Here is a 23,733-nt window from a genome sequence, read left to right on the forward strand (position 1 = left end):
CCGGCCGTTCAGGTCGGGCCACCGGCATCCCCGCGATCAGCGGTGCGGCGCCAGTGTAGGCAGCGCAGCCACCTGAACCGGGGGGCTAGTACCAATAGGTTATCTGCGCGGCGGTGCGTGGCGCGTACAAAGGCGTCCATTGGTCGCACCCCAATGCCTGCAATCCAGGGGCTTGCGATCAGTTTCCACGGTAACGGTTCCCGTGCACTACCGGGGCCGTACGTGCCTGAAAACGCCCCTTCCGGAGTCCGCCATGCACATCCCGACCGCTGCACCGGTGCCCAGCAATCCGTTGCCGCTCTACCGCCAGCTGTATTTCCAGGTGATCGTGGCGATCGTCCTGGGCGCTGTCCTCGGCCACTACGAGCCGCTGATCGGCGAGAAGATGAAGCCGCTCGGCGATGCCTTCATCAACCTGGTGAAGATGATCATCGCGCCGGTGATCTTCCTGACCATCGTCACCGGCATCGCCGGCATGACCCATCTGCGCACGGTGGGCCGGGTGTTCGCCAAGGCGATGGCGTATTTCCTGTTCTTCTCCACGCTGGCGCTGATCGTCGGCATGATCGTGGCGCACGTGGTGCAGCCCGGCGCCGGCATGAACATCAACCCGGCCGAGCTGGACCAGACCGCGGTACACAGCTACGTCGAGAAGTCGCACGACCTGACCCTGGTCGGCTTCCTGATGGACATCATCCCGAAGACGCTGCTCAGTGCCTTCGTCGACGGCAACATCCTGCAGGTGCTGTTCGTGGCGGTGCTGTTCGGCATCGCGCTGGCCTCGGTGGGCGAGAAAGGCAAGCCGATCCAGAACTTCCTGGAAGCGCTGGTCGCGCCGGTGTTCAAGCTGGTGCATATCCTGATGAAGGCCGCGCCGATCGGTGCCTTCGGCGCCATCGCCTTCACCATCGGCAAGTACGGCGTCGGCTCGCTGGTCAACCTGGCCTGGCTGGTCGGCTCGTTCTACCTCACCGCGTTCCTGTTCGTTGCGGTGATCCTGGGTGTGGTCTGCCGCCTGTGTGGCTTCTCGGTGTTCAAGCTGGCCCGTTACCTGAAGGCCGAGCTGCTGCTGGTGCTGGGCACCTCGTCGTCGGAGTCGGCGCTGCCATCGCTGATGGAGAAGATGGAGCGTGCCGGCTGCAGCAAGTCGGTGGTCGGCCTGGTGGTTCCCACTGGCTACTCGTTCAACCTGGACGGCACCAACATCTACATGACCCTGGCCGCGCTGTTCATCGCCCAGGCCACCAACACTGAACTGACCCTGGGCCACCAGATCGCGCTGCTGCTGGTGGCGATGCTCAGCTCCAAGGGCGCGGCCGGCGTCACCGGTGCCGGTTTCATCACCCTGGCCGCCACCCTGGCGGTGGTGCCGGAAGTGCCGGTGGCCGGCATGGCGCTGATCCTGGGCGTGGACCGCTTCATGAGCGAGTGCCGCTCGTTGACCAACTTCATCGGCAACGCGGTGGCCACGGTGGTGGTGTCGCGCTGGGAAGGCGCGCTGGACCGCGACCGCCTGAAGCTGGCGCTGGATGGTCGCGAAAGCGAACTGCCGCCGCCGGTCGATGCCGTGCCGCTGGCAATGGCCGAGGCGCTGCCCGCCAAGGGCTGATCCGGGTGTGTGGTACTGCGGGGCCGGTCACGACAGTGGCACGGCCCCGCAGCGTTTCGAGGCGTCCCACGGCTGTCATCGCCCGCGCCGAAGCTGTGCTCTGATAACGTCGCATACGCCATGGAATTGTGCGGTCGCAGCATCACTGCGACAGCATAGCGACAGGTCCGACCGCTCCAACGGGGGTATGATCCCCTGTCCCTTCTGCCCATTCATGTAACCCACATCGATGTCCAACGAAGATTTCAAACAGGCCGCCCTCGATTACCACCGGATGTCTCCGCCCGGCAAGATCAAGGTTTCCGCTACCAAGCCCATGCTGACCCAGCGCGACCTGTCGCTGGCGTATTCGCCGGGCGTGGCGTACGCCTGTGAAGCGATCAAGGCCGATCCGCAGCAGGCCAGCGAGCTGACCGCCCGCGGCAACCTGGTGGCGGTGATCTCCAACGGCACCGCGGTGCTGGGCCTGGGCAACATCGGCGCACTGGCCGGCAAGCCGGTGATGGAAGGCAAGGGCGTGCTGTTCCAGAAGTTCGCCGGCATCGATGTGTTCGACATCGAAGTGGACGAGAACGACCCGGACAAGCTGGTCGACATCATCGCCTCGCTGGAGCCGACCTTCGGCGGCATCAACCTGGAAGACATCAAGGCACCGGAGTGCTTCATCGTCGAGCGCAAGCTGCGCGAGCGCATGAAGATCCCGGTGTTCCATGACGACCAGCACGGCACGGCGATCATCGTCGGTGCCGCGGTGCTGAACGCCATGGCGATCACCGGCAAGAAGATCGAAGAAGTGAAGCTGGCGACCACGGGCATGGGCGCGGCCGGCATTTCCTGCGTGAACATGCTGGTGCAGCTGGGCCTGAAGCCGGAGAACATCCTGGCCTTCGACCGCGAAGGCGTGATCCACACCGGCCGTACCGACCTGGACCCGGAGAAGCAGCGCTATGCGCGCGACACCGACAAGCGCACCCTGGCCGAGATCGTCGACGGCGCGGACATCTTCCTGGGCCTGTCGGCACCGGGCATCCTGACCGCCGAGATGGTCAAGACGATGGCGCCGGATCCGGTGATCTTCGCCCTGGCCAACCCGACCCCGGAAATCATGCCGGAACTGGTGCGCGCTGCGCGTCCGGACGCGATCATCGGTACCGGCCGTTCGGACTACCCGAACCAGGTCAACAACGTGCTGTGCTTCCCGTACCTGTTCCGCGGTGCGCTGGACGTCGGCGCGACCGCGATCAACGAGGAAATGAAGATCGCCTGCGTGCGTGCTATCGCCGCGCTGGCCCGTCGTGCTGCCACCGACATGGGCTCGGCCTATGGCGGTGAAACCCCGAGCTTCGGCCGCGAGTACCTGATTCCGCGTCCGTTCGACCGCCGCCTGCTGGTGGAGCTGTCGGCTGCCGTGGCCCAGGCCGCGATGGATTCGGGCGTGGCCGCCCGTCCGATCGCCGACATGGAAGTCTACCGGCAGAAGCTGTCGCAGTTCGTCTACCGCACCAGCCTGATGATGAAGCCGGTCTACGATCGCGCGCGCAGCGACAAGCAGCGCGTGGTGTATGCCGAAGGCGAAGAGGAAGTGGTGCTGCAGGCGGTGCAGAACGTGGTCGATGACGGCCTGGCACATCCGATCCTGATCGGTCGCCCGGAAGTGATCGAATCGCGCATCGAGCGCCTCGGCCTGCGCCTGAAGATCGGCGAGAACATTGAAGTCACCAACATCAATGACGACCCGCGCTTCAACGAATACTGGCAGTACTACCACGGCCTGACCGGCCGTCGTGGCGTCACCGTGGCCGCCGCCAAGAACCTGATGCGTTCGCGCCCGACCCTGATCGCCGCCGTGATGGTCGCCCGTGGCGAAGCCGATGCGATGCTGACCGGCATCGTCGGCCGCTTCCACAAGAAGCTGGGTTACGTGCGCAGCGTGCTGCCGCTGGAATCGAAGGTCACCTCGACCTCGGCGATGACCGGCGTGATCAACCAGCAGGGCGTGTTCTTCTTCGTCGACACCCACGTGCAGGAAGACCCGACCGCAGAGCAGCTGTGCGAAGCGACCCTGCAGGCGGCGTACCGCATGAAGCTGTTCGGTGTCGAGCCGAAGGTGGCACTGCTGTCGCACTCCAACTTCGGCAGCCACGATTCGAAGGATGCGCTGAAGATGCGCCAGGTGCGCGAGCTGCTGCTCAAGCGCAACCCGCGTCTGAACGTGGACGGCGAAATGCAGGGCGACACCGCGTGGGATGAAGCCCTGCGCCAGAAGCTGCTGCCGGGCTCGACCCTGCAGGGCCGTGCCAACCTGTTCGTGCTGCCGAACCTGGAAGCGGCCAACATCGCCTACAACCTGGTGCGCGTGTTCACCGATGGCGTGGCGATTGGTCCGATCCTGATGGGCGTCAACAAGCCGGTGCACATCCTGACGACCAGCGCGACCTCGCGCCGGATCCTGAACATGACCGCGATTGCCGCAGTCGATGCGCAGATCCGCAAACAGATCGAAGCGGAAAAGAAGGCGTAAGCCTTCGTTCCGAAGCGATCTGCAGAAACGCGCCCCACGGGGCGCGTTTCTGTTTCCGCAACGCGGAAACCGGATCGGGTAGCGCCGGGCCATGCCCGGCGAGCGCACAGCGCGGCGCTTCTCGCATTCCGCCAGGCGTGGCCCGGCGCTACCGGAGAACTGCAGCCGCCCGGTAATCGCCCTGCAACCTCGCTGCGGCCCAATACGCCCACGCGGCCTGGCCGTGGGAAGGGACCGGACCGGCCTTCCCACCTTGGGCCCGACCAACTTTCCATGGGCGGAGCAGTGTCATGCGCAGTCGAGTGAGCAAGCGGTATTTCCAGCAGTTGTTCGCGCTGTACGCCGGCTTCGTGCAGTCGCGTTGAAGGCCGGGGCATTGCCCCGCAACGTCGAACTTACCGCCGCTCTGCGATTCCTGCGGGCGGCGGCGCAGGGGCGGGGGAGCGCGGTTTGGCGTACTCCGCCCACAACGCCGGCAGGGTCTTGCCGGTGTGCTTCTGCCACAGCGCGGGTGCATAGCGCCCGTCGCGCAGATCCTTGTCCAGTGCCAGCACCAATCCCGGATGCGCCACTTCGGCCCACTTCAGGAAGGCACCGGTCACCCGATAGCCGCTTTCCACCGTCTGGCCTGCGCTCAGCTTTTCCGGCAACGCCCAGCCGGCGGCGACGTTGTTCATCCCGTAGCGGTCGCGCGCGTAGTCGGCGATGCCTTCCACCAGCCAGCCCGGCACGCGCTTGTCACCGTAGCTGGGATAGCCCTGCACGATGTGCATTGCTTCGTGGGTCACCAGATCGATGTCATCCGGGTGCTGGGCCAGCCAGCCCGGATTGATGGTGATGGTGCTGGCCTTGTCCTTGTCGCCGACGAAAGCGACGCCGGTGTACGCCGGATCGATCACGATGCGCACTTCGTTCGGCGCGGTCGGGCGGAAGTCCGCACGCTCGCGCAGGTAGGCGAAGTAGAACGTATCGATGATGCGCTTGCGCACCGGCGCGGCCAGCGCGCCGGCAGCATCCTGGTAATACAGCGTTACCCCGTCACGGCTGACCTGGCCATCAAAGGCCTGGGTCTGCGGTTGTGCCTGGCTGAGACCTGGAAATACAAGGGCAGCAAGAACGAGGGGGAGAACACGTAGGTGCATGGACGTCATTGCAGGGGAGAGGGTGACAACAGCTCGATTTCGGCCAGCTGCAGGCGCCCCGGCGCAGCCAGGCGCAGACGGTACTCGGCGTAGCGTGACGGCGAAGCGATACGGAACGGGCGGGTCTGCCGGGCCGAGGTGAAATCTTCTCCACGTCGCTGGTCCAGCGTTACCCAGCGTCCGTTGCCGGTACGTGCTTCCAGCGTCCATTCGCCACCACGGATAGCGCCATCGCCGCTGGTCAGCGTGTACATCGTTGGTGCGCCATCGCCCACGTGGCTCAGCGCGATGGTCGCGCCACCACCCAGCGGCACCGCCGTCGTGGCATCGTCGTCCACCAGCGCGGGCAGGGCGCGACCGTCGGCCAGCGTTACCTGCGCGCCGCTGCCCAGAAGATCGTGCAGCAGGTGCGGTCGCTGGCCACGCGCGGTCAGCGAGCGCGGCACATCATCCACGCCGCTGCCCCAGCGTGACGGCTGCGGGCCCATCACGAAGTCCAGGGTCGCACCCTTGGCGATCACCTCGTGCGGCACCCAGGTCTTCGTCCACGGCTTGCCGTTGATCTTCAGCGACTGCACATACACGTTCTCACGCGAATTCTGCGCTGCATTGACGGTCAATACCGCGCCGCCCTGCAGCTCGACGCGGGCATGCTGGAACGCCGGCGAACCAATCGCGTATTCCGGCGCGCCCATGCGCAGCGGATACAGGCCCAGCGAGGCCAGCACGTACCACGCCGAGGTCTCGCCGTTGTCCTCGTCGCCCGGATAACCCTGGCCGATCTCGCTGCCGACGTACAGCCGCGACAGGATCTCGCGCACATGCTGCTGGGTCTTCCACGGCTGTCCGGCATACAGGTACATCCACGGGATGTGGTGTGCCGGCTGGTTGCTGTGCGCGTACATGCCCATGCGCACATCGCGCGCTTCGGTCATCTCGTGGATGGTGCCGCCGTAGGAGCCGGCGAACGCGGCGTCGGCGGTTTCCGGCGTGGCGAAGAAGGTGTCGAGCTTGGCGGCCAGCTTGTCGCGGCTACCGTACAGCGCGGCCAGGCCTTCGCCATCGTGCGCGGCGGTGAAGGCGAACGTCCAGCCATTGGATTCGGTGTAGTCGTGGCCCCACACGCGCGGGTCGTAATCCTTGGCATCCAGGCGCCAGCTGCCATCGGGCTTGCGGCCCTGGAAGAAACCGGCGGCCGGATCGAACATCGTCGCGTAGCTGGCGGCGCGGTAGCGGAAGTAGTCGGCTTCGGTCGCGTAGCGTTCGCGCGCGGACGATGTCGTCGCGCGCTTGGCCAGCGCCTCGGCCATGTTGGCGATGCCGAAGTCATTGAGCGCACCTTCCATCGTCCACGACATGCCTTCATGCACGTCGGCGCTGGCATAGCCGCGGAACGTCGAACGCTCCATGCCCTTGCGGCCGACATGGCGATCCGGAGGCACCACGGTGGCGTTCTTCAGTGCTGCGGCATAGGCCTCTTCGGGATCGAAGCCACCGATGCCCTTCAGCCACGCATCGGCGAAGGCCACGTCCGAGCTGGTGCCGACCATCAGGTCTGCGTAGCCGGGCGAGGACCAGCGCGCGATCCAGCCACCGGCGCGGTACTGCTCGATGAAGCCCTGTACCAGTTGCCCGGCATCATCCGGGGTGAACAGCGCATACGCCGGCCAGGTGGTGCGGAACGTGTCCCAGAAGCCGTTGTTGACGAAGACCTTGCCGTCGCGCACCGGTGCGAAGCTGCGCGTCGCGCTGCCGTCGGTGTTGTCATCGACGGCGCTGGCCTGGCTGGCATAGCGCCAATCGGGAGCGGCGGCGGTGCCCGCATTCTCGTGGCCGGAATTGGGGTACAGGTACAGCCGGTACAGGCTGGAGTACAGCGTGGTCTTCTGGTCGTCGCTGGCGTTGCCGATATCGAAGCGGGCCAAGCGCGTATCCCACGCATCCTGTGCACGCCCGGCCACACTTTCCAGCGTATCGGCTGCGGCGATTTCCAGCGCCAGGTTGTGGCGCGCCTGTTCGACGGAGATCAGCGAGGTGGCGATGCGCATCGTCACCCGGCGCTCGCTGCCTGCGTCGAACTTGATGTAGCCGGTCGGGCGGCCGGTATCGATCTGGCCGCTGCTGCGCCACGGCTTGTCGAAGCTGGCCACCACATACATGCGGGTGGCGCCGTTGGACAGGCCGCTGCGGGTATCGGTGTAGCCGGACAACGTCTGCGTGGCGGCGTCGAGGGTCAGCCCACCGCGCGCATCGACGTTGTCGAACAGCAGGTTGGCGTCGCCGCCTGCGGGGAAATCGAAGCGGAACAGCGCGGCATGGTCGGTTGGGGCGATGGACGCGGCGATGCCGTTGTCGAAGCGCACGTCGTAGCGATACGGGCGCGCGCTTTCCTGTGCGCGGTCGAAGGACAACGCCCGCTTGCTGCGGTCCGCTTCAGGTACACCGCGCGTGGTGGAGGGCATCACCTGGAAGGTCTGGCGGTCGCCCATCCACGGGCTGGGCTGGTGGCTCAGGGCGAGCGCCTGCAGCTGCGGCCGGTTCTTCGCATCGTTCTGCTCGTTCCAGCGGTACAGCCAGTTCAGTGCGCCGGCATCGGTCACCGGCGTCCAGAAGTTGAAGCCGTGGGGTACAGCGGTGGCCGGGAAGTTGTTGCCACGTGAGAAGGTGCCGTTGGCCTGGGTGCCGCGCGTGGTCAGCACCCAGTCGGAGACACGCTGCGGTGCCTGCCGTGGCTGCACGTCCAGGCGCACGTCGTCGATCCAGCCCGACACGGGGGCGCCATCGGCGCTGGCCACCTCGAGCTCGATGGCGATCACGCGGCGGCCCTTCAACGCGGGCACATCGCCCAGGCGCACCGCCTTGCGCGCCCACTGCTGCGGATACAGCGTCTTCGAGTCGCCCTGCGCCTGTGCGCCCAGCGCCACGCCGTGCTGGTCGCGCGCACCACTGGCGGATACGCGGCTGCCATCGTCCAGCAGCAGGTCCAGAGACACATAGGTGGAGGCCACGGTGTCCTTGCCGACGATCTCCGGCAGTACCAGCCAGGACAGCGTGGTGTCGGTGTCGATGGACAGATCGGTCTTGAACAGTTCGTGGCGCGCTTGGCCGCCATTGGCGCTGTAGTGCAACGCATGCAGGCCGCTGTAGCCGACGTTGCGCTTGGCCGCGTACGGCGCGCCAGGGCCGCTGCCGACGTCAACGGACAGCGCGCCAGCGGATCTGGCCGGTGCCGGCTCGCCCGGCTCGAAGGAGGTCTGCAGCCCTTGCGCCAGCACCGGTGTCGCAGTGGTCGCACAGGCCAGGGCCAGGGCGAGCGGAAGCAGGGCGCGGCGTGGATCGGACAGGGTCATGCAGGGTCTCCCGGTAGGGCAGGCGGCAGGCAGAACCCGCATCGGCGAACACCACGGACAGCATCGCCCCGCCTGCCCCAGGGCAGTCGGGAGGCGATGCAGGTCCGGTGGGGGGCGGGCCATGCGATCGGGTCAGGAATGGATCGGACCCGATGCTGCAACAGCTGGCAGCGCCCTGACAAGTGCCATTTAGTTCGATCCAAATGCGGGAAATTCGAACGAAGACCGGTTCTGCACGGAACTGACTGGTGCGCATGAGGAATTTCCTGCCGCCGTGACTCGGCACCGCCGCCGGGGAGCGGGCAGGGCGGTTGCATGGCGGGGCCACGGCGTGGGGGTGAAGCTGGCCGCCGCGCGCAGCGGCCACGCAGCGCACGGTGTTTGCCGGGCCCAGATGCTAGAATCGCAGGCCTCGCAATCCGTTCATCGACATCCGCCATGAGCCATACCGCCACCGCGCCCGCCAACGCCGAAAAGCGCTACACCGTGCACCGCAGCGATCTGCCGCTGAGCTGCCCGACTCCGGAAATGGCGCTGTGGAACTCGCATCCGCGGGTGTACCTGCCGATCGAAGACGAACCCAACGGGCAAGCGCAGTGTGCTTACTGCGGCGCCGTGTTCGTGCTGGCCGACTAAGCGGCCGCCCCCTCGATGCGCCGATTGACCGTGGTGCAGTTGCTGCCGGCGCTGCACTCCGGCGGTGTCGAGCGCTCGACCCTTGAAATCGCCGCGGCCCTGGTCGCTGCCGGCCATCGCGCGCTGGTGGTGTCGGCCGGCGGTCGCCTGGTGCAGCCGCTGCTCGACAGCGGTGCCGAGCACCTGACCCTGGATATCGGCCGCAAGTCGCTGCTGACGCTGCGCCATCTGCCGACCCTGCGTCGCCTGTTCACCGAAGTGGGCGCCGACATCGTCCATGCCCGTTCGCGCCTGCCGGCGTGGCTGGGGCTGTACGCGATCCGTGCGATGCAGCCGGCGCAGCGCCCGCATTGGGTCACTACCGTGCATGGGCTGAATTCGCCCGGCCGCTACAGCGCGGTGATGACCAGCGGCGAACGCGTGATCTGTGTATCCAACAGCGTGCGCGACTACGTGCACACGCATTACCCGACGGTGGCCCGCGACAGGCTGCAGGTGATCCCGCGTGGGGTGGATGTCAGCCAGTTCCCGCGTGTGGCCCGCGCCGATCGGCGGCCCCGGCTGGCGCTGGCGGCGGACTATCCCTGGCTGGCCCAGGTCGATGGACCGCTGTTGCTGCTGCCCGGTCGCGGCACCCGGCTGAAAGGCCACACCCACGCGCTGCAGTTGCTGGCCGATGTCCGTGCAGCGGGCGTGCCGGCGCAGCTGTGGATGCTGGGCACCGACGAGCCTGGCCGCGAAGCCTATGTGGCAGAGCTGCGCAGGCAGGCAGACGCGCTTGGCGTGACCGGGGCCGTGCACATCAGCACGCCGACTGCGCGCATCGCCCAGGCCTACGCCGCCAGCGATCTGGTGCTGCAGCTGTCAGACAAGCCGGAAGCCTTTGGTCGTACCGTGGTCGAAGCGTTGTCGGTCGGCAGGCCGGTGCTGGGCTGGGACCATGGTGGGGTCGGCGAACTGCTGCAGCAGCTGCAGCCCAGTGGTGCCGTGCCGCTCGGCGATGCGCGGGCACTGGGTGAACGTGCGCTGGCCCTGCTGGCGCAGCCACCGTCCTTGCCGACCCGTATCCCGTTTACCCTGCAGGCCATGCAGCGCGATACCCTCCGCCTTTATGCCGACCTCGCTGGCTGACGCCACGCCGCCCCTGCGCGACGAGCGCGCTGGCCGCTGGGCACCCTGGTGGGTGCTGGCCTACGTCGCGTTTTGGCCGCTGCCAGGCATCGCCGAAACGGTGCTGGGCCTGGGAGCGTTGTACGCCGCGGCGCGCATGGTCATCCGCCGGGTGCAGCATCGACCGCATCTGCTGAGCCCGGCAGCGTGGGCGCTGACATCGATTCTCTTCCTTGGCTACTGGTTGCCACAGGCGTTCTCGGCCTTCGATGCCGTGGACCCGTCGGCGTCCTGGACCAAGGCGGCGGCCGGGCTGCGCTATCTGCCTTTCATGTGGCTGGTGGCGATTGCCGTGGCCACCCCGCAGCGGCGGCGCTTGACCCTGGGCGGACTGGCGGTGATCACCGGCCTGTGGACGCTCGACGCGCTGGTGCAGGCACTGGCAGGCACCAGCCCATGGTTCTGGTCGCTGCAGCAGCTCAAGCTGGCCATCAGCGGTCACGCATTGTGCCCGGCTGCAGAAGCCGCGCTGGCCGATCGTCTCAGCGGGGCACTTGGGCCGTGCAACCTGAAATTCGGCCAGGTGCTGGCCAGTCTTTCGCCGTTCCTGTTGTTGCCGGTGGCACGCCGTTTCGGCAATGCGGGCTGGTTGCTGGCCGCTGCGGCGGTGGGCGTGGTGCTGCTGCTGGCCGGCTCCCGCGCCTCATGGATCACCTTCGGCCTGGTGGTTGTCTACAGCGGCGTGCGCCAACTCGGGTGGAAGCGGTTGGGCCTGCTCGCGCTGGTGGGTGTTCTCTCTGCGGGCGTACTGACTGCCAGCGTACCGCAGCTGCGGGAGCGTGTGGCGCGCACGGCAATGGCTTGGGAGGGTGGCGAGGACGGGGTCGAACAGGCACTGTCCGGTCGTACCCGCATCTGGAGCGCGGCGGCCTGCATGATCGAAGCGCATCCGATCAACGGTGTCGGTGCACGTGGCTTCCGCGATGCCTATCCCCACTGCGTTGCCGATGAAGGGCCGGCGGTGTGGGGCACGATGCCGGCGCTGCACGCCCACCAGATCGTGCTCGAGATTCTTGCCGAGACCGGTGTGCTGGGTCTGTTGCTGTGGCTGGCAGCGGTGGCGCAGGCATGGCGTGCATGGCGATTCGCGCCGGCAGCGGCGCGCGAGCGTGCACGCCCGGCGATGCTGGCATTGGCGGTTACCGTGTTCCCGCTCAATACCCACCTGGCGTTCTATTCCGCGTTCTGGGGCGGCCTGACCGTGCTGCTGGCCGCGCTGTTCGTCGGCACGTTGCTGGCGCGCGAACCGGACGATCTGCCGCGCGCCGCGTAATGTTCGTATCCACGCATGGCGTGGATCTACCGGGGAAGCAGTAGATCCACGCCATGCGTGGATGGGCTTTCCCATGAACATTGGCCGTCGTCGCGGCTTTTCCCGACCTGCCGCGAGGTGGTCCGCCAATGCACGCAGGGTCGCGCAACCCGCAGTCTGTGCCCATGGCAAGCCCCAGACTCCGTTACGGTCGTTACTCGCGATCCGGCAACGTGTACTCACTGACCACGGCGACCCACGGCCGTGCGCCCTTGTTCGCCGATGCCGCCAACGTGGCGGTCCTGGTCGATACCCTGCGTTTCATCGAACGCAATGGTTTCAGCCACAGCCTCGCCTGGGTGGTGATGCCCGACCACCTGCACTGGTTGATGGAGCTGCAGAAGGGAACGCTGGCCGAGTGCATGGCACTGCTCAAATCACGCAGCAGTCGGCTGCTGAACCGGCAATTGGGACAGAAAGGGCCGCTGTGGCAGCACGGCTACCACGACCATGCGGTGCGCACCGATGAATCCCTTCATGAAAAGGCGATGTACATCCTGGCCAATCCGGTGCGGGCTGGACTGGCCAGCGAGTTGGGGGAATACCCGCATGCGTGGTGTCGCTGGCCGTTGTAGATTCCGGCATCGGAACGGAGAGCATCCACGCATGGCGTGGATCTACTGGCAATGCCGATCAGTAGATCCACGCCATGCGTGGATGAAGCCAGTCACCGATCAGTAGATCCACGCCATGCGTGGATGAAGCCAGCCGCCGATCAGTAGATCCACGCCATGCGTGGATGAAGCCAGCCGCCGATCAGTAGATCCACGCCGTGCGTGGATGGGGCGTTCCCGACCGCCCGTCATATCACTTGTAGAAATCGCTCCGCCCACCGGGCTGGCGCTTGAAGCGGCGATGGATCCACAGGTACTGGTCCGGTGCCTCGCGCACCATCTGTTCGATGGCCTGGTTGACCCGCGCGGTATCGGCCTCAACGTCTTCGCTGGGGAAGTTCTCCAGCGGCGCACCAATCTTCAGGAAGTACTTCCCGCCTTCGCGGCGATGGAAGTAGGGGATGACCGCACAACCGGTCATCCGCGCCAGCTGGTGGGTCGCGGTGATGGTGGATGCGGTGTGGCCGAAGAACGGCACGAACACCGTGTCCTTGCCGCGCATGTCCTGGTCGGGGGCGTACCAGAGGAAACCGCCCTTCTTCAGGTGGCGCACCGTCGCGCGGATGTCCTCGTTGGCGTACATCGCCTTGGCGTAGCGCAGGCGACCGAATTTCACCGCCCACTCGTACACCGGGTTCTTGTGCTTGCGGTACATGCCGGACAGGTCGACGTGGTCGCACAGCAGGCGGCCGCACATCTCCAGGGTCATGAAGTGGCCCGAGACCAGCAACACGCCGCGGCCCTCGGCCTGCATCTGCTTGAGGTGTTCCAGCCCTTCGATGTGCACCTGCGGGCGGATGCTGTCGATGCTGCCCCACCAGGAGCGCGCGCATTCGAAGATGCCCACGCCCAATGCATCGAAGCTGTCGCGCACCAGGCGCTTGCGCCAGGCCTCGTCCTTCTCGGGGAAGCACAGCTTGAGGTTGACCTCGGCGGCATGGCGGCGGCTGCCGGCCAGGCGCCAGGCGATCGAGCCGACCCCGCGGCCGAGCACGCGCTGCAGCATCCACGGCAGCCGGGCGATCCCGAAGGCAGTGAACATGACGGCAAACATCGGCCAGTTGCGTGGATCACGCAGCGACGGACGGACGGCGGTGGTGGCATCGGACATGCCGCCATTCTACCAACCCGGCCGCGTGTCTTTCCCGGGGGGCTCCCGTATCCTTGCCGCATGCGTAAAGACCCTGTCGAATGGATCCTGCGTGGCCTGTACTCGGCCGTGCTGTACCTCCTGCTGCCGATCACCGTGTACCACCTGGTCTGGCGCGGCTTCCGGGTCCGTGAATACTTCCGGCGCTGGGATGAACGCTATGCGTCCTATCCGCAGCCGAGCGGCCAGCCGCGGGTCTGGCTGCATGCGGTCTCGGTGGGCGAGGTCAACGCCGCTGCGCCGCTGGTCAATGCGCTGCGCGAGCAGCGGCCTGACATCCGCTGGGTCATCACCACCATCACCCCGACCGGCTCGGAACGGGTGCGCGCGCTGTGGGGCGATGCGCTGGACCACGTGTACCTGCCGTACGACGTGCCGGGCAGCGTCAACCGCTTCCTCGGCCACTTCCAGCCCAGCCTGGCGCTGATCCTGGAAACCGAGCTGTGGCCGAACATGCTGTTCGGCTGCCGCGACCGTCGTATTCCGGTCTACATCCTCAATGCGCGCCTGTCGGCACGGTCGTTGCGCGGCTACCGGGTGCTGGCAGCACTGATCCGGCGTGCGCTGCGTACGGTCACCTGCGTGGCCGCACAATCGCAGGATGACGCCGCACGCTTCGTGCAGCTGGGTGCGGCGCCGGAACAGGTGCAGGCGCTGGGCAACCTGAAGTTCGACATCGCCACGCCGGACGTGCAGCCGTTCATCGAACAGTTCCATGCCCATGTACCGGCCACGCGCCCGGTGTGGATCGCGGCCAGCACGCATGATGGCGAAGAGCAGGCGGTGATCGACCTGCACCGCCGTCTGCGCCAGCAGCATCCGGACCTGCTGCTGCTGTGGGCGCCGCGGCATCCCGAGCGCTTTCCCAAGGTGGAGGCGCTGGCCCGCGAGCAGGGCTGGAGCGTGGCGACGCGGCGCGCGCAGCAGTGGCCAGGGGCCGGCAGCGATGTCTTCGTCATCGACACGCTGGGCGAATTGATGCCGTTCTACGGCTGTGCCCAGGTTGCCTTCGTCGGTGGCAGCCTGCAGGCCATCGGCGGCCACAACCTGCTGGAGCCTGCGGCGATGGGCACTGCAGCGGTGACCGGCCCGCACCTGCACAACTTCGCCGAGATCTCGCGGCGCATGCGTGAGGCCGGTGCACTGCTGATCGGCGAGGACGCGCAGGCGGTCGGCGATCTGCTGCTGCACCTGCTCGATGACGCGCAGGCGCGCGAGGACATGGCCCGCGCCGGTTGCACGCTGGTCAGCAACGGTCGCGGCGCGCTGCAGCGGACCCTGCAGCTGGTGGCTCCGCACCTGCCGCCACCGCTGGCCTGAGCCCCCGCGTGCTACCGCTAAGCGTCCTTCCAGGTGACTCTGTCGTGATCACCTGCATCACGTCTGCTTGATGCTGTTGAATCTGTCGTAGCCGGACCGCTCCCGTCGTCCACTGCGTGCAGGCTGTCACATCACGATGACTGCGCCGCCAATTCCGATTTCGCTTCTCCCCGTCAGGCTGCAGCCTGCTGTCGACCACGCTTGGACGACATCAAGGGAGCTTTGAATGATCGGCGACAACGGAGACGTGCTGCACAACAGCGCGAAGACCGGAGGGCTGGGCAGCGACCATCTGCTGGTGGTGGCACTGACCCTGCTGATGGGTGGCAGCGTTGTCGCCCTGGTCGGCCAGTACACGGCGGCGCAGGCGGGGCCCGCCATTGTTCTCAGCCTGTTGCTGGCGGCGCTGGGTGCGGTGCCGATGCTGTATTGCCTTCGTCTGGCGATGCGGCGTCTGCCGAGTCCTTCGGGTCTGCATGGTCTGCTGCGCGCCGCCTGGGGCAAGCTGTTCGCGGATGTACTGGTGATTGCCCTGCTGCTGGAACTGGCGGCGACCACCGCAGGCCTGGCGCAATCGATGGCGCGCCATCTGTACGCAGCCGCTGAGGTCATCGATGCGGCTCCCGCGCAGTGGGTGCCATTGCCGCTGGCGGCTTCGATCATGGTGTTGCTGCTGGGGGCCGCCACTGCAGTGCTGCGGATGCCGCGCGTGCTGCTGTTGGCCAGTGCACTGCTGACGGTGAAGCTGGGCGCTGGCCTGCTGCTGTTGTTGCTGGCCGCGCGCCATGTGCACTACGCGCATTGGATTCCGTGGCTGCCATCGGCTACCGCGCCCTATCGCTTCGGGCTGGGCGGCGTGCTTGCAGCTGGCGTGGCATTGCTAGGTGTGCTGCTCGGCGCAGGCCTGCTGGCCGGGTTTGCCGGCAGGGTGCCGCAGCCTCGTTCGCAGGTTTCCAGAGCCGCCGGCGCAGCGGTGCTGATGGCGATGCTGTGGCTGATGGTAGTGGCTGCGCTGCAGTCCGGTCTGGTCGAATTTTCTGCGCTGGCCAGCACGCGACCGCTGTCGGTGGCATTGCAGGGTGTGCCGCAGCTGCAATGGTTGCTGCCACTGTTGCCGTTGGCGGGCGGCGCGGGGCTGGCGGCCCTGCAGTTGGTATCGCTGCTGTTGGCCGCGCGGTTGGGGGTGGAGGTCTGGCCGCCGGAACCCGGCGATGCCGGCACCGATGCGCATCTGCGGGTGACGATTGCGCTGACTGCGCTCGCCGTCGCTCTGGCGCTGTCGATGCCGGAGGGCTGGCTCCCACAGCTGCCGGGGCCTGCAGGCCTGCTGGTTCTGGCCGCCGTATGCCTCGGCGTTGCCCGCAGCCAATGGCAGGCGCGGGAGGCAGCCGGCGAACGGCGGCTCATTCCGATGCTGCTCGCACCGGTAGCGACCGCACTATGCCTGTTGCCGGCCGTCACGTCCCGCTTGTTCGTACCGGTGCTGATGGTGCTGGCGGTCGTGCTGGCAGGCGCCCTGATGCGTCGACACGCGGGGCGCTCGCGCTAGCACCGCGCGCGGCGCCAGCCATCTGCAATCAATAAAAAAGCCACCCTCGCGGGTGGCTTTCCGATCAGACCGGTGGCGCCGACTCAGTTGGTGGTCGTGGACGGGTTGCCCGCGTCCTGGGTCAGCAGGCGGTTGATGTCCTGCAGTTCGGCGACATCCAGGCCACCCACGGCCTGGCTCAGCAGCAGGCGGTTCTGCAGGAAGTTGTAACGGGCCTGCGCGTAATCCAGCTGGGCGGAGAACAGGATGCGCTGGTTCTGGATCACGTCCAGCACCGTGCGGGTACCCACTTCCAGGCCGACCTGCGAGGCATCGTAGGCGCTCTGTGCGGAAACCACGGCCAGGCGGCGCGCTTCCACTTCGCTGATGCCCTGTACCAGGGTCTGATAGGCATTGCGCGTGTTGCGGTCCAGCGCGCGCTTCTGCTGCTCGAAACCATCCTGGGCGATATCACGCTGGGCCAGGGCCTGGCGCACGCCGGACTGGGTGGCGCCGCCAGAGAAGATCGGCACGCTCAGGGTCAGGCCGATGCTGTTGGTGCGTGCATCGGGTGAGAGCGAACCGGCGCCGGTGCTGTCGCCCCAGGTCGCGGTCTTGCCCCAGCTGCCGCCCAGCGACAGGGTCGGGTAGTGGCCACCACGGGCCGCCTGCACGCCGGCTTCGGCGGCACCGACCTTCAGTTCCTGCGCCTTCAGCGCCGGGTTCTGCGTGGTCGCCTGCTGCACCAGCTGGTCCAGGTTGCCGCGGTTGGCCGGCACTTCCGGACGGAAATCGGCCGGCAGGCCCTTCAGGTTCATCACCGGCTGGCCGGTCAGTTCGGTCAGGGCCTGGTAGTTGTCGGCCAGGGTGTTCTGCGCAACGATCGTGTTGGCGCGCGCCTGGTCGTACTGGGCGCGTGCTTCGTGCACGTCGGTGATCGGCGCCAGGCCCACTTCCAGGCGCTTGTCGGCGAAGTCGAACTGCTTCTTCGCGGCCGCTTCGTTGGTCTGTGCGGCGTTCAGCGATTCGATCGCCACCAGCACGTTGAAGTAGGCCGCCGAGGTGCGCACGATCAGGTTGTCGTTGGCCGAGTCGAGGGTGAAATCAGCCGCCTTGCTCAGCTCGCGCTGCGAACGCAGGTTGTTGATCTGCGTCCAGTTGAACAGCGTCTGGGTGCCATCGACCGTGTAGTTGCGGCGCTTGCTGGTGACCGAGCCAGAGTTGGCATCGGCATTGGCCTCGCTACGCGCGCGGTTCAGCGTGGCCTGGCCATTGATCTGCGGCAGCAGGGCAGCACGCGCCTGCACGGCGCCTTCCTTGTCGTACAACCGGGTGGATTCGGCGGCGGACAGCTGCGGGTCGCCATTGCGCGCCATTTCATAGACCTGCAGCAGGTCGGCGGCATGGGCGGACAACGGCAGCAGGGCAGTGGCCAGCGCAACAGCGAGGGATCGGCGGATCATTGCGGCTTCCTTGGACTCAGAGGTGGAACTGGGGGGCCGGGGCGGCACCACGCAGGTAATCGATATCGGTCTCGAACAGCGACTCGGTGCTGCCATCGGCCTTCACCAACAGCGCTTCCATGGCCGGCGAACGGCCCTGGATGACATACAGACGACCACCCGGACGCAACCACGAAGCGAACTGTGACGGCACCACGTCAACGGCGCCAGTGACACAGATCACGTCGAAGCGGCGTTCGGTCTGCCAGGCCAGGCCATCGGCCACTTCCACGCGCACGTTGGTGCCCAGGCCGGTGGCATCCAGGCGGGCGCGCGCAGCGGCGGCCAGTTCCGGATCGATTTCCAGGCTCAACACGTCGCGCGCGAGCGCGCCGATGCAGGCCGACAGGAAGCCGCTGCCGGTGCCGATTTCCAGCACTTCGTCACCCGGCTGCAGATCCAGTGCCTGCAGGGTACGGCCCTCGATGACCGGCTTCATCATCTTCTGGCCGTTGCCGATCGGCAGTTCGACATCGGCATAGGCCAGCGCCCGGTGCGCGTCGGCGACGAAGGCCTCGCGCGGCAGGCGGGCCAGGACGTCGAGCACCTTGATGTCCAGCACGTCCCAGGGACGGATCTGCTGTTCCACCATCAGTTCGCGGGCGTGGGCGTAATCAATCGTCATGAGGTTCAAATCCAGCGCAGTGGGCCGGCCATTTTACCGGTGCCGGAGGCCGGCGGCGCGCCCAGAGCATCTGCTGCGGGGTGGCCGGGGTCGCAGTGCCGGAAGTCATCGCGACCTCCGGTTCGTTCAGTTTTGGTTATCCAGCGGTTCCGGCCTCTCGCGGGGCGTAGGCGCGCAGGAAGAAATCCACACTGGCGGCCACGTGGAGCGCAGCATCGGTCTCGACGGGTGACAGTGGCATGCCGCACATCATATGCATGTGCACTTCGCCCTTCACCAGGGTCAGGAACTGCTGGCCGGCGATGTAGCAGTCGGGGATGTCCAGTTCGCCGCGCTCGGCACGCAAGCGCATGAAGTCGGCCAGCGCCTCACAGGTGCGTTGCGGGCCGGCCTGCCAGAACAGTTCGCGCAGGCGCTCGTCGGTCTCCGGGGCCATCATCACCCGCTGGATCGACAGGGCCGCGTCGGAGGTGATCATCTCGAAGAACGCCATGCCGATGCCCAGCAACTGGTCGCGCAGGGGGCCTTCCACGTCGGCCACGAACAGCGCGTCGGGCAGCATCTCGATGCACTTGGACTGCACAGCTTCGGAGAACAGGGTCTCTTTGTCGCCGAAATGGCTGTATACGGTCAGCTTCGAGACGCCGGCCTGGGCCGCGATGCTGTCCATGCTCACGCCGCTGTAGCCCTGTTCGATGAACAGTGTCTTGGCTGCCTCGAGTATCGCCGCGCGCTTGCCCAGATCCTTGGGGCGCCCGGGACCGGCAGCCTTGGCAGCGGGCTTGGCCAACGGCTTTCGGGAAGTGGGAGAACTCATCCCGCTAATACTAGACCAAGCGGTTCGATATTTATACTATACCGGCTGGTTCACTAATGTCCGCGTTGCAACAGTATGTTGCCGGCGCGTTCCCCCCGGATTTCTTTTCAGGTCCTGTACCTCATGAAAAACATGCGTTGGTTGGGCGTAGGCGTACTGGTCGTGGTGTTGGCAGCGTGCGGCAAGCAGGCCGCCGAGCCGGTGGCGGCCATCCCGGTGCTGGTGGTGCATCCCACCACGCAGGACGGACAAGCCGCGGCCGCCTACCCCGGCGAGGTGCGTGCCCGCCAGGAAAGCCCCCTGTCGTTCCGGGTTGGCGGCAATCTGGTGAAGCGTCACGTCGACGCAGGCGAGCGGGTGAAGAAGGGCCAGCTGCTGGCTGAGCTGGACGCGGCCGACTATGCCTCGCAGGCGGCGGCGTCGCAGGCGCAGCTGGCGGCGGCGGAAGCAGACCTGGTGCGCGCTCGCGATGACCAGAAGCGCTACGCCAAGCTGGCTGAAGACCAGCTGGTGAGCCGCTCGGCACTGGACCAGCAGACGGCGGCGTTCAAGGCCGCGCAGGGCCAGGCCAATGCCGCCCGGGCCAACCTCGCCGTGGCCCGCAACCAGGCCGAGTACGCGCAGCTGCGCGCGCCCGCCGATGGCGTGATTGCCAGCCGCCAGGCCGAAGCCGGGCAGGTCGTGAGCGCGGGGCAGACGGTGTTCACCCTGGCCGCCGACGGTGGCCGTGAGGTGCTGATCGCGCTGCCGGAAAGCAATATCCGCGACTACAAGGTCGGCCAGTCGGTACAGGTGGAACTGTGGAACCGCCCGGGCCAGCTGCTGCCCGGCACCCTGCGCGAGATCGCACCGGCCGCCGATGCACAGGCCCGCACCTATGCCACCCGGGTCAGCCTGGCGCCGGAAGCGCTGAGCGAAGTGGAACTGGGCCAGAGTGCGCGGGTGTTCGCCACCGCCGGCCGCAGCGGCGCGTTGCAGCTGCCGCTGGCGGCCGTACTGCGCGGCAGTGATGGCAAGGCCAGCGTGTGGGTGGTCAATCCGTCCAATGGTGTGCTGAAGGCAACTCCCGTGCAGGTCGGTGCCTATGGCGCGCAGGCCGTGCCGGTGGTGTCCGGCGTGGGCGCGGCGGACTGGGTGGTCGCTGCCGGCGGCCATCTGCTGCGCGAAGGCCAGGTGGTGACGCCGGTCGATCGCCAGAACCGCCCGGTGCTGGCACCGTCGGCCGCCAAGCCGGCGCCGGCCGCAGGCAAGGGGCACTGACCCGTGCGCCGCTTCAATCTCTCCGAATGGGCGCTGGGTAACCGTGCGCTGGTGTTGTTCGCGATGCTGGCGTTCGCCGTCATCGGTGCCTGGTCGTACAAGCACCTGGGCCAGTCCGAAGATCCGCCGTTCACCTTCAAGGCGATGGTGGTACGCACGATGTGGCCGGGCGCCACCGCCGAGCAGGTCTCGCGGCAGGTGACCGAGCCGATCGAAAAAGCACTGATGAACACCGGCGAGTACGAGTTCATCCGCTCGTACTCGCGCCCGGGCGAATCGCAGGTGATCTTCATGGCGCGCGACAGCCTGCGCTCCAAGCAGATCCCGGACCTGTGGTACCAGGTGCGCAAGCGCGTGGGCGATATCCGCGCGACGCTGCCGAGGGAAATCGTCGGACCCTTCTACAACGATGAGTTCGGCGACACGTTCGGCAACATCTATGCGTTGACCGGTGAAGGCTTCGACTACGCGGTGATGCGCGACTATGCCGACCGCATCCAGCTGGAACTGCAGCGCGTGCCCGACGTCGGCAAGATCGACCTGGTCGGCCTGCAGGACGAGAAGGTGTGGATCGAGCTGTCCAACACCAAGCTGGCCACGCTGGGCGTATCGCTACAGCAGGTGCAGCAGGCACTGGCCGACCAGAATGCGGTCAGCGCCACCAGCTTCTTCGAAACCCCGACCGACCGCGTGCAGCTGCGCGTGACCGGCCAGTTCGATTCGATCGAGGACATCCGCAAGTTCCCGATCCAGGCCGGCGAACGCACGCTGCACCTGGGCGATATCGCCGAGGTCAAGCGCGGCTTTGCCGATCCCTCTTCGCCGAAGATGCGCTTCATGGGCCAGGATGCGATCGGCCTGGCGGTGGCGATGAAGGACGGCGGTGACATCCTCAAGCTGGGTGCCACCCTGGATGCCGAGTTCGAACGCCTTCAGAAGACCCTGCCGGCCGGCATGCAGCTGCGCAAGGTGTCCGACCAGCCACATGCGGTGGAAGAGTCGGTGGGCGAGTTCGTGCAGGTGCTCACCGAAGCGGTGGTGATCGTGCTGCTGGTCAGCTTCTTCTCGCTGGGCCTGCGTACCGGCCTGGTGGTGGGCGTGACCATCCCGCTGGTGCTGGCGATGACCTTCTTCGTCATGCACTACTTCGACATCGGCCTGCACAAGATTTCGCTGGGTGCGCTGGTGCTGGCACTGGGCCTGCTGGTGGACGATGCGATCATCGCGGTGGAGATGATGGCCACCAAGATGGAGCAGGGCTACGATCGCCTGCGCGCGGCCAGTTTCGCCTGGGAATCCACCGCCTTCCCGATGTTGACCGGTACCCTGATCACCGCAGCAGGCTTCCTGCCCATCGCCACTGCCGCATCGAGCACCGGTGAATACACCCGCTCGCTGTTTCAGGTGGTGACCATCGCGCTGGTGGTGTCGTGGATTGCGGCGGTGCTGTTCATCCCGTACCTGGGCGACAAGATGCTGCCGGACCTGTTCAATCCGCAGCTGCCGAAGCCGGACAGCCTGGCCGGTCGCTGGCGTGCCAAGCGCCTGCAGTGGGCCGACCGGCATCCGTCGCTCGCGCGCTGGATCGCTCCGAAGGAGCATGCGCACGATCATGATCCGTACCAGCGGCCGTTCTACACCCGCTTCCGGTCGTTCCTGGATACCTGCCTGCGTCATCGTTGGTGGGTGATCGGCGCGACCATCGCACTGTTCATCGGTTCGCTGATGCTGTTCCGCTTCGTGCCGCAGCAGTTCTTCCCCGATTCGACCCGCCCGGAACTGATGGTGGACATCGAGCTGGCCGAAGGTGCGTCGCTGGCCGCGACCCAGGCACAGGCCGACAAGCTGGAGAAGCTGTTGAAGGGCCGCGAAGGCATCAGCAACTACGTGGCGTACGTCGGCACCGGTTCGCCGCGCTTCTACCTGCCGCTGGACCAGCAGCTGCCGGCGACGAACTTCGCCCAGTTCGTGGTGCTTACCGAAGACGCCAAGGCCCGCGAATCGACCCGCGACTGGATGCTGAAGGAAGTGATAAAGCAGTTCCCCGATGTGCAGATGCGCGTGACGCGCCTGGAGAATGGGCCGCCGGTCGGCTATCCGGTGCAGATGCGCGTGTCCGGCGAGCACATCGCACAGGTGCAGGCGATTGCGCGCAAGGTCGAGGCCAAGGTGCGCGAGAACCCGCACGTGATGAACGTGAACCTGGACTGGAGCGAGCCGAGCAAGGTAGTGCGGCTGGTGATCGACCAGGACCGCGCACGCGCGCTGGGTGTCAGCAGTGCGCAGGTCAGCCAGTTCCTCAGCAGCTCGTTGTCGGGCATGAGCGTGAGCACCTATCGCGAAGGCAATCGCCAGATCGAGATGCTGCTGCGTGGCCCGGACAACGAGCGCGCACAGCTGGACCTGCTCGGCAGCCTGGCGATTCCGACCAGCAGTGGCACTGCGGTGACGCTGTCGCAGGTCGCGCGGCTGGAATACGCGTTCGAGGACGGCATCATCTGGCACCGCAACCGCCTGCCGACGGTGACCGTGCGTGCCGACATCAGCGATGGCATGCAGCCGTTGGACGTGGTGCAGCAGATCGTGCCGACGCTGGATGGCATCCGTGCCGAGTTGCCCAGCGGCTACCTGCTGGAAACCGGCGGCTCGGTGGAGGATTCGGCACGCGGCCAGAACTCGATCAAGGCCGGCATGCCGCTGTTCCTGATCGTGGTGGCCACGTTGCTGATGCTGCAGCTGCGCAGCTTCTCGCGTGCGGCGATGGTGCTGGTGACCGCGCCGCTGGGGATCATCGGTGCGACGTTGTTCCTGCTGCTGTTCCGCGCGCCGTTCGGCTTCGTGGCGCTGCTGGGCACCATCGCGCTGGCGGGCATGATCATGCGCAACTCGGTGATCCTGATCGACCAGATCCAGCAGGACATCGATGCCGGGCATGACCGCTGGCATTCGATCATCGATGCCACGGTGCGGCGTTTCCGCCCGATCGTGCTGACCGCGCTGGCGGCGGTGCTGGCGATGATCCCGCTGTCGCGCAGTGCGTTCTACGGTTCGATGGCGATCTCGATCATGGGTGGGTTGATCGTGGGCACGGTGCTGACGCTGGTGTTCCTGCCGGCGTTGTATGCGGCGTGGTTCCGGGTCAAGCCGGACGAATCCGGGGCGTGATGCCCCGGGTTT

General features: G+C 66.7%; 16 protein-coding genes. 10 read left to right on the forward strand and 6 right to left on the reverse strand.

From position 1 onward, the window contains the following. Positions 1 to 253 precede the first annotated feature (253 nt). Entirely contained in the window at positions 254 to 1,609 is a 1,356-nt protein-coding gene (locus tag GIW57_RS09250; protein WP_236510191.1) for a dicarboxylate/amino acid:cation symporter, read from the forward strand. A 229-nt stretch (positions 1,610 to 1,838) separates the two neighbouring features. After that, entirely contained in the window at positions 1,839 to 4,130 is a 2,292-nt protein-coding gene (locus tag GIW57_RS09255) for an NADP-dependent malic enzyme (protein ID WP_236510193.1), read from the forward strand. Positions 4,131 to 4,525: 395 nt separating this feature from the next. On the opposite strand, the gene GIW57_RS09260 is transcribed toward GIW57_RS09255, so the two are convergent. Next, entirely contained in the window at positions 4,526 to 5,281 is a 756-nt protein-coding gene (locus GIW57_RS09260; protein ID WP_236510196.1) for a basic secretory family protein, read from the reverse strand. Next, the gene (locus GIW57_RS09265; RefSeq protein WP_236510200.1) at positions 5,278 to 8,622 is read right to left on the reverse strand and encodes a GH92 family glycosyl hydrolase; all 3,345 of its coding nucleotides are present in this window, start codon (positions 8,620 to 8,622) and stop codon (positions 5,278 to 5,280) included. Before GIW57_RS09265 ends, GIW57_RS09260 begins: the two co-directional genes overlap by 4 nt. Before the next feature lie 438 nt (positions 8,623 to 9,060). On the opposite strand from GIW57_RS09265, the gene GIW57_RS09270 reads away from it, so the two are divergent. From GIW57_RS09270 to GIW57_RS09285, 4 genes are all read left to right on the forward strand, one after another. Beyond that, positions 9,061 to 9,258 (forward strand): zinc-finger domain-containing protein, encoded by a 198-nt coding sequence (locus tag GIW57_RS09270; RefSeq protein WP_025874129.1) that lies wholly within the window; start codon positions 9,061 to 9,063, stop codon positions 9,256 to 9,258. Positions 9,259 to 9,273: 15 nt separating this feature from the next. Beyond that, on the forward strand, positions 9,274 to 10,389 hold the full coding sequence (locus tag GIW57_RS09275; protein ID WP_236510203.1) for a glycosyltransferase: 1,116 nt from the start codon (positions 9,274 to 9,276) through the stop codon (positions 10,387 to 10,389). Further along, positions 10,370 to 11,701 carry an O-antigen ligase gene (locus tag GIW57_RS09280; protein WP_100462682.1) on the forward strand — a complete coding sequence of 444 codons (1,332 nt, stop codon included), beginning with the start codon at positions 10,370 to 10,372 and terminating at the stop codon, positions 11,699 to 11,701. The genes GIW57_RS09275 and GIW57_RS09280 overlap by 20 nt, the downstream gene beginning before the upstream one ends. A 164-nt stretch (positions 11,702 to 11,865) precedes the next feature. Next, positions 11,866 to 12,315 carry a transposase gene (locus tag GIW57_RS09285; protein WP_236510206.1) on the forward strand — a complete coding sequence of 150 codons (450 nt, stop codon included), beginning with the start codon at positions 11,866 to 11,868 and terminating at the stop codon, positions 12,313 to 12,315. A gap of 232 nt (positions 12,316 to 12,547) precedes the next feature. Here GIW57_RS09285 and GIW57_RS09290 read toward each other — a convergent pair whose 3' ends face one another. Next, positions 12,548 to 13,465 carry an LpxL/LpxP family Kdo(2)-lipid IV(A) lauroyl/palmitoleoyl acyltransferase gene (locus GIW57_RS09290; protein WP_100462684.1) on the reverse strand — a complete coding sequence of 306 codons (918 nt, stop codon included), beginning with the start codon at positions 13,463 to 13,465 and terminating at the stop codon, positions 12,548 to 12,550. Positions 13,466 to 13,525: 60 nt separating this feature from the next. Here GIW57_RS09290 and waaA point away from each other — a divergent pair, with 60 nt between their 5' ends. Beyond that, positions 13,526 to 14,824 (forward strand): lipid IV(A) 3-deoxy-D-manno-octulosonic acid transferase, encoded by a 1,299-nt coding sequence (gene waaA, locus GIW57_RS09295; RefSeq protein ID WP_100553503.1) that lies wholly within the window; start codon positions 13,526 to 13,528, stop codon positions 14,822 to 14,824. Positions 14,825 to 15,050: 226 nt separating this feature from the next. Further along, complete coding sequence (locus GIW57_RS09300; protein WP_236510209.1) at positions 15,051 to 16,373, forward strand: amino acid transporter; 1,323 nt, start codon at positions 15,051 to 15,053, stop codon at positions 16,371 to 16,373. 83 nt (positions 16,374 to 16,456) lie between these two features. Here GIW57_RS09300 and GIW57_RS09305 read toward each other — a convergent pair whose 3' ends face one another. The 3 genes from GIW57_RS09305 to GIW57_RS09315 form a co-directional block, all read right to left on the reverse strand. Beyond that, positions 16,457 to 17,815, reverse strand: a complete 1,359-nt coding sequence (locus tag GIW57_RS09305) for a TolC family outer membrane protein (protein WP_100462686.1) — start codon at positions 17,813 to 17,815, stop codon at positions 16,457 to 16,459. 16 nt (positions 17,816 to 17,831) lie between these two features. Beyond that, positions 17,832 to 18,479: a protein-L-isoaspartate O-methyltransferase gene (locus GIW57_RS09310; protein ID WP_032975442.1), complete on the reverse strand. Its 648-nt coding sequence runs from the start codon at positions 18,477 to 18,479 to the stop codon at positions 17,832 to 17,834. 136 nt (positions 18,480 to 18,615) lie between these two features. After that, positions 18,616 to 19,296: a TetR/AcrR family transcriptional regulator gene (locus GIW57_RS09315; RefSeq protein ID WP_236510212.1), complete on the reverse strand. Its 681-nt coding sequence runs from the start codon at positions 19,294 to 19,296 to the stop codon at positions 18,616 to 18,618. A gap of 123 nt (positions 19,297 to 19,419) precedes the next feature. On the opposite strand from GIW57_RS09315, the gene GIW57_RS09320 reads away from it, so the two are divergent. Both GIW57_RS09320 and GIW57_RS09325 read left to right on the forward strand, forming a co-directional pair. Continuing rightward, positions 19,420 to 20,556, forward strand: a complete 1,137-nt coding sequence (locus GIW57_RS09320; protein ID WP_100462688.1) for an efflux RND transporter periplasmic adaptor subunit — start codon at positions 19,420 to 19,422, stop codon at positions 20,554 to 20,556. 3 nt (positions 20,557 to 20,559) lie between these two features. After that, positions 20,560 to 23,721 carry an efflux RND transporter permease subunit gene (locus GIW57_RS09325; protein ID WP_329605748.1) on the forward strand — a complete coding sequence of 1,054 codons (3,162 nt, stop codon included), beginning with the start codon at positions 20,560 to 20,562 and terminating at the stop codon, positions 23,719 to 23,721. Positions 23,722 to 23,733: the final 12 nt, after the last annotated feature.

It is taken from the genome of Stenotrophomonas sp. PA-6-5C (genome assembly GCF_021605635.1).
GTDB lineage: Bacteria > Pseudomonadota > Gammaproteobacteria > Xanthomonadales > Xanthomonadaceae > Stenotrophomonas > Stenotrophomonas lactitubi.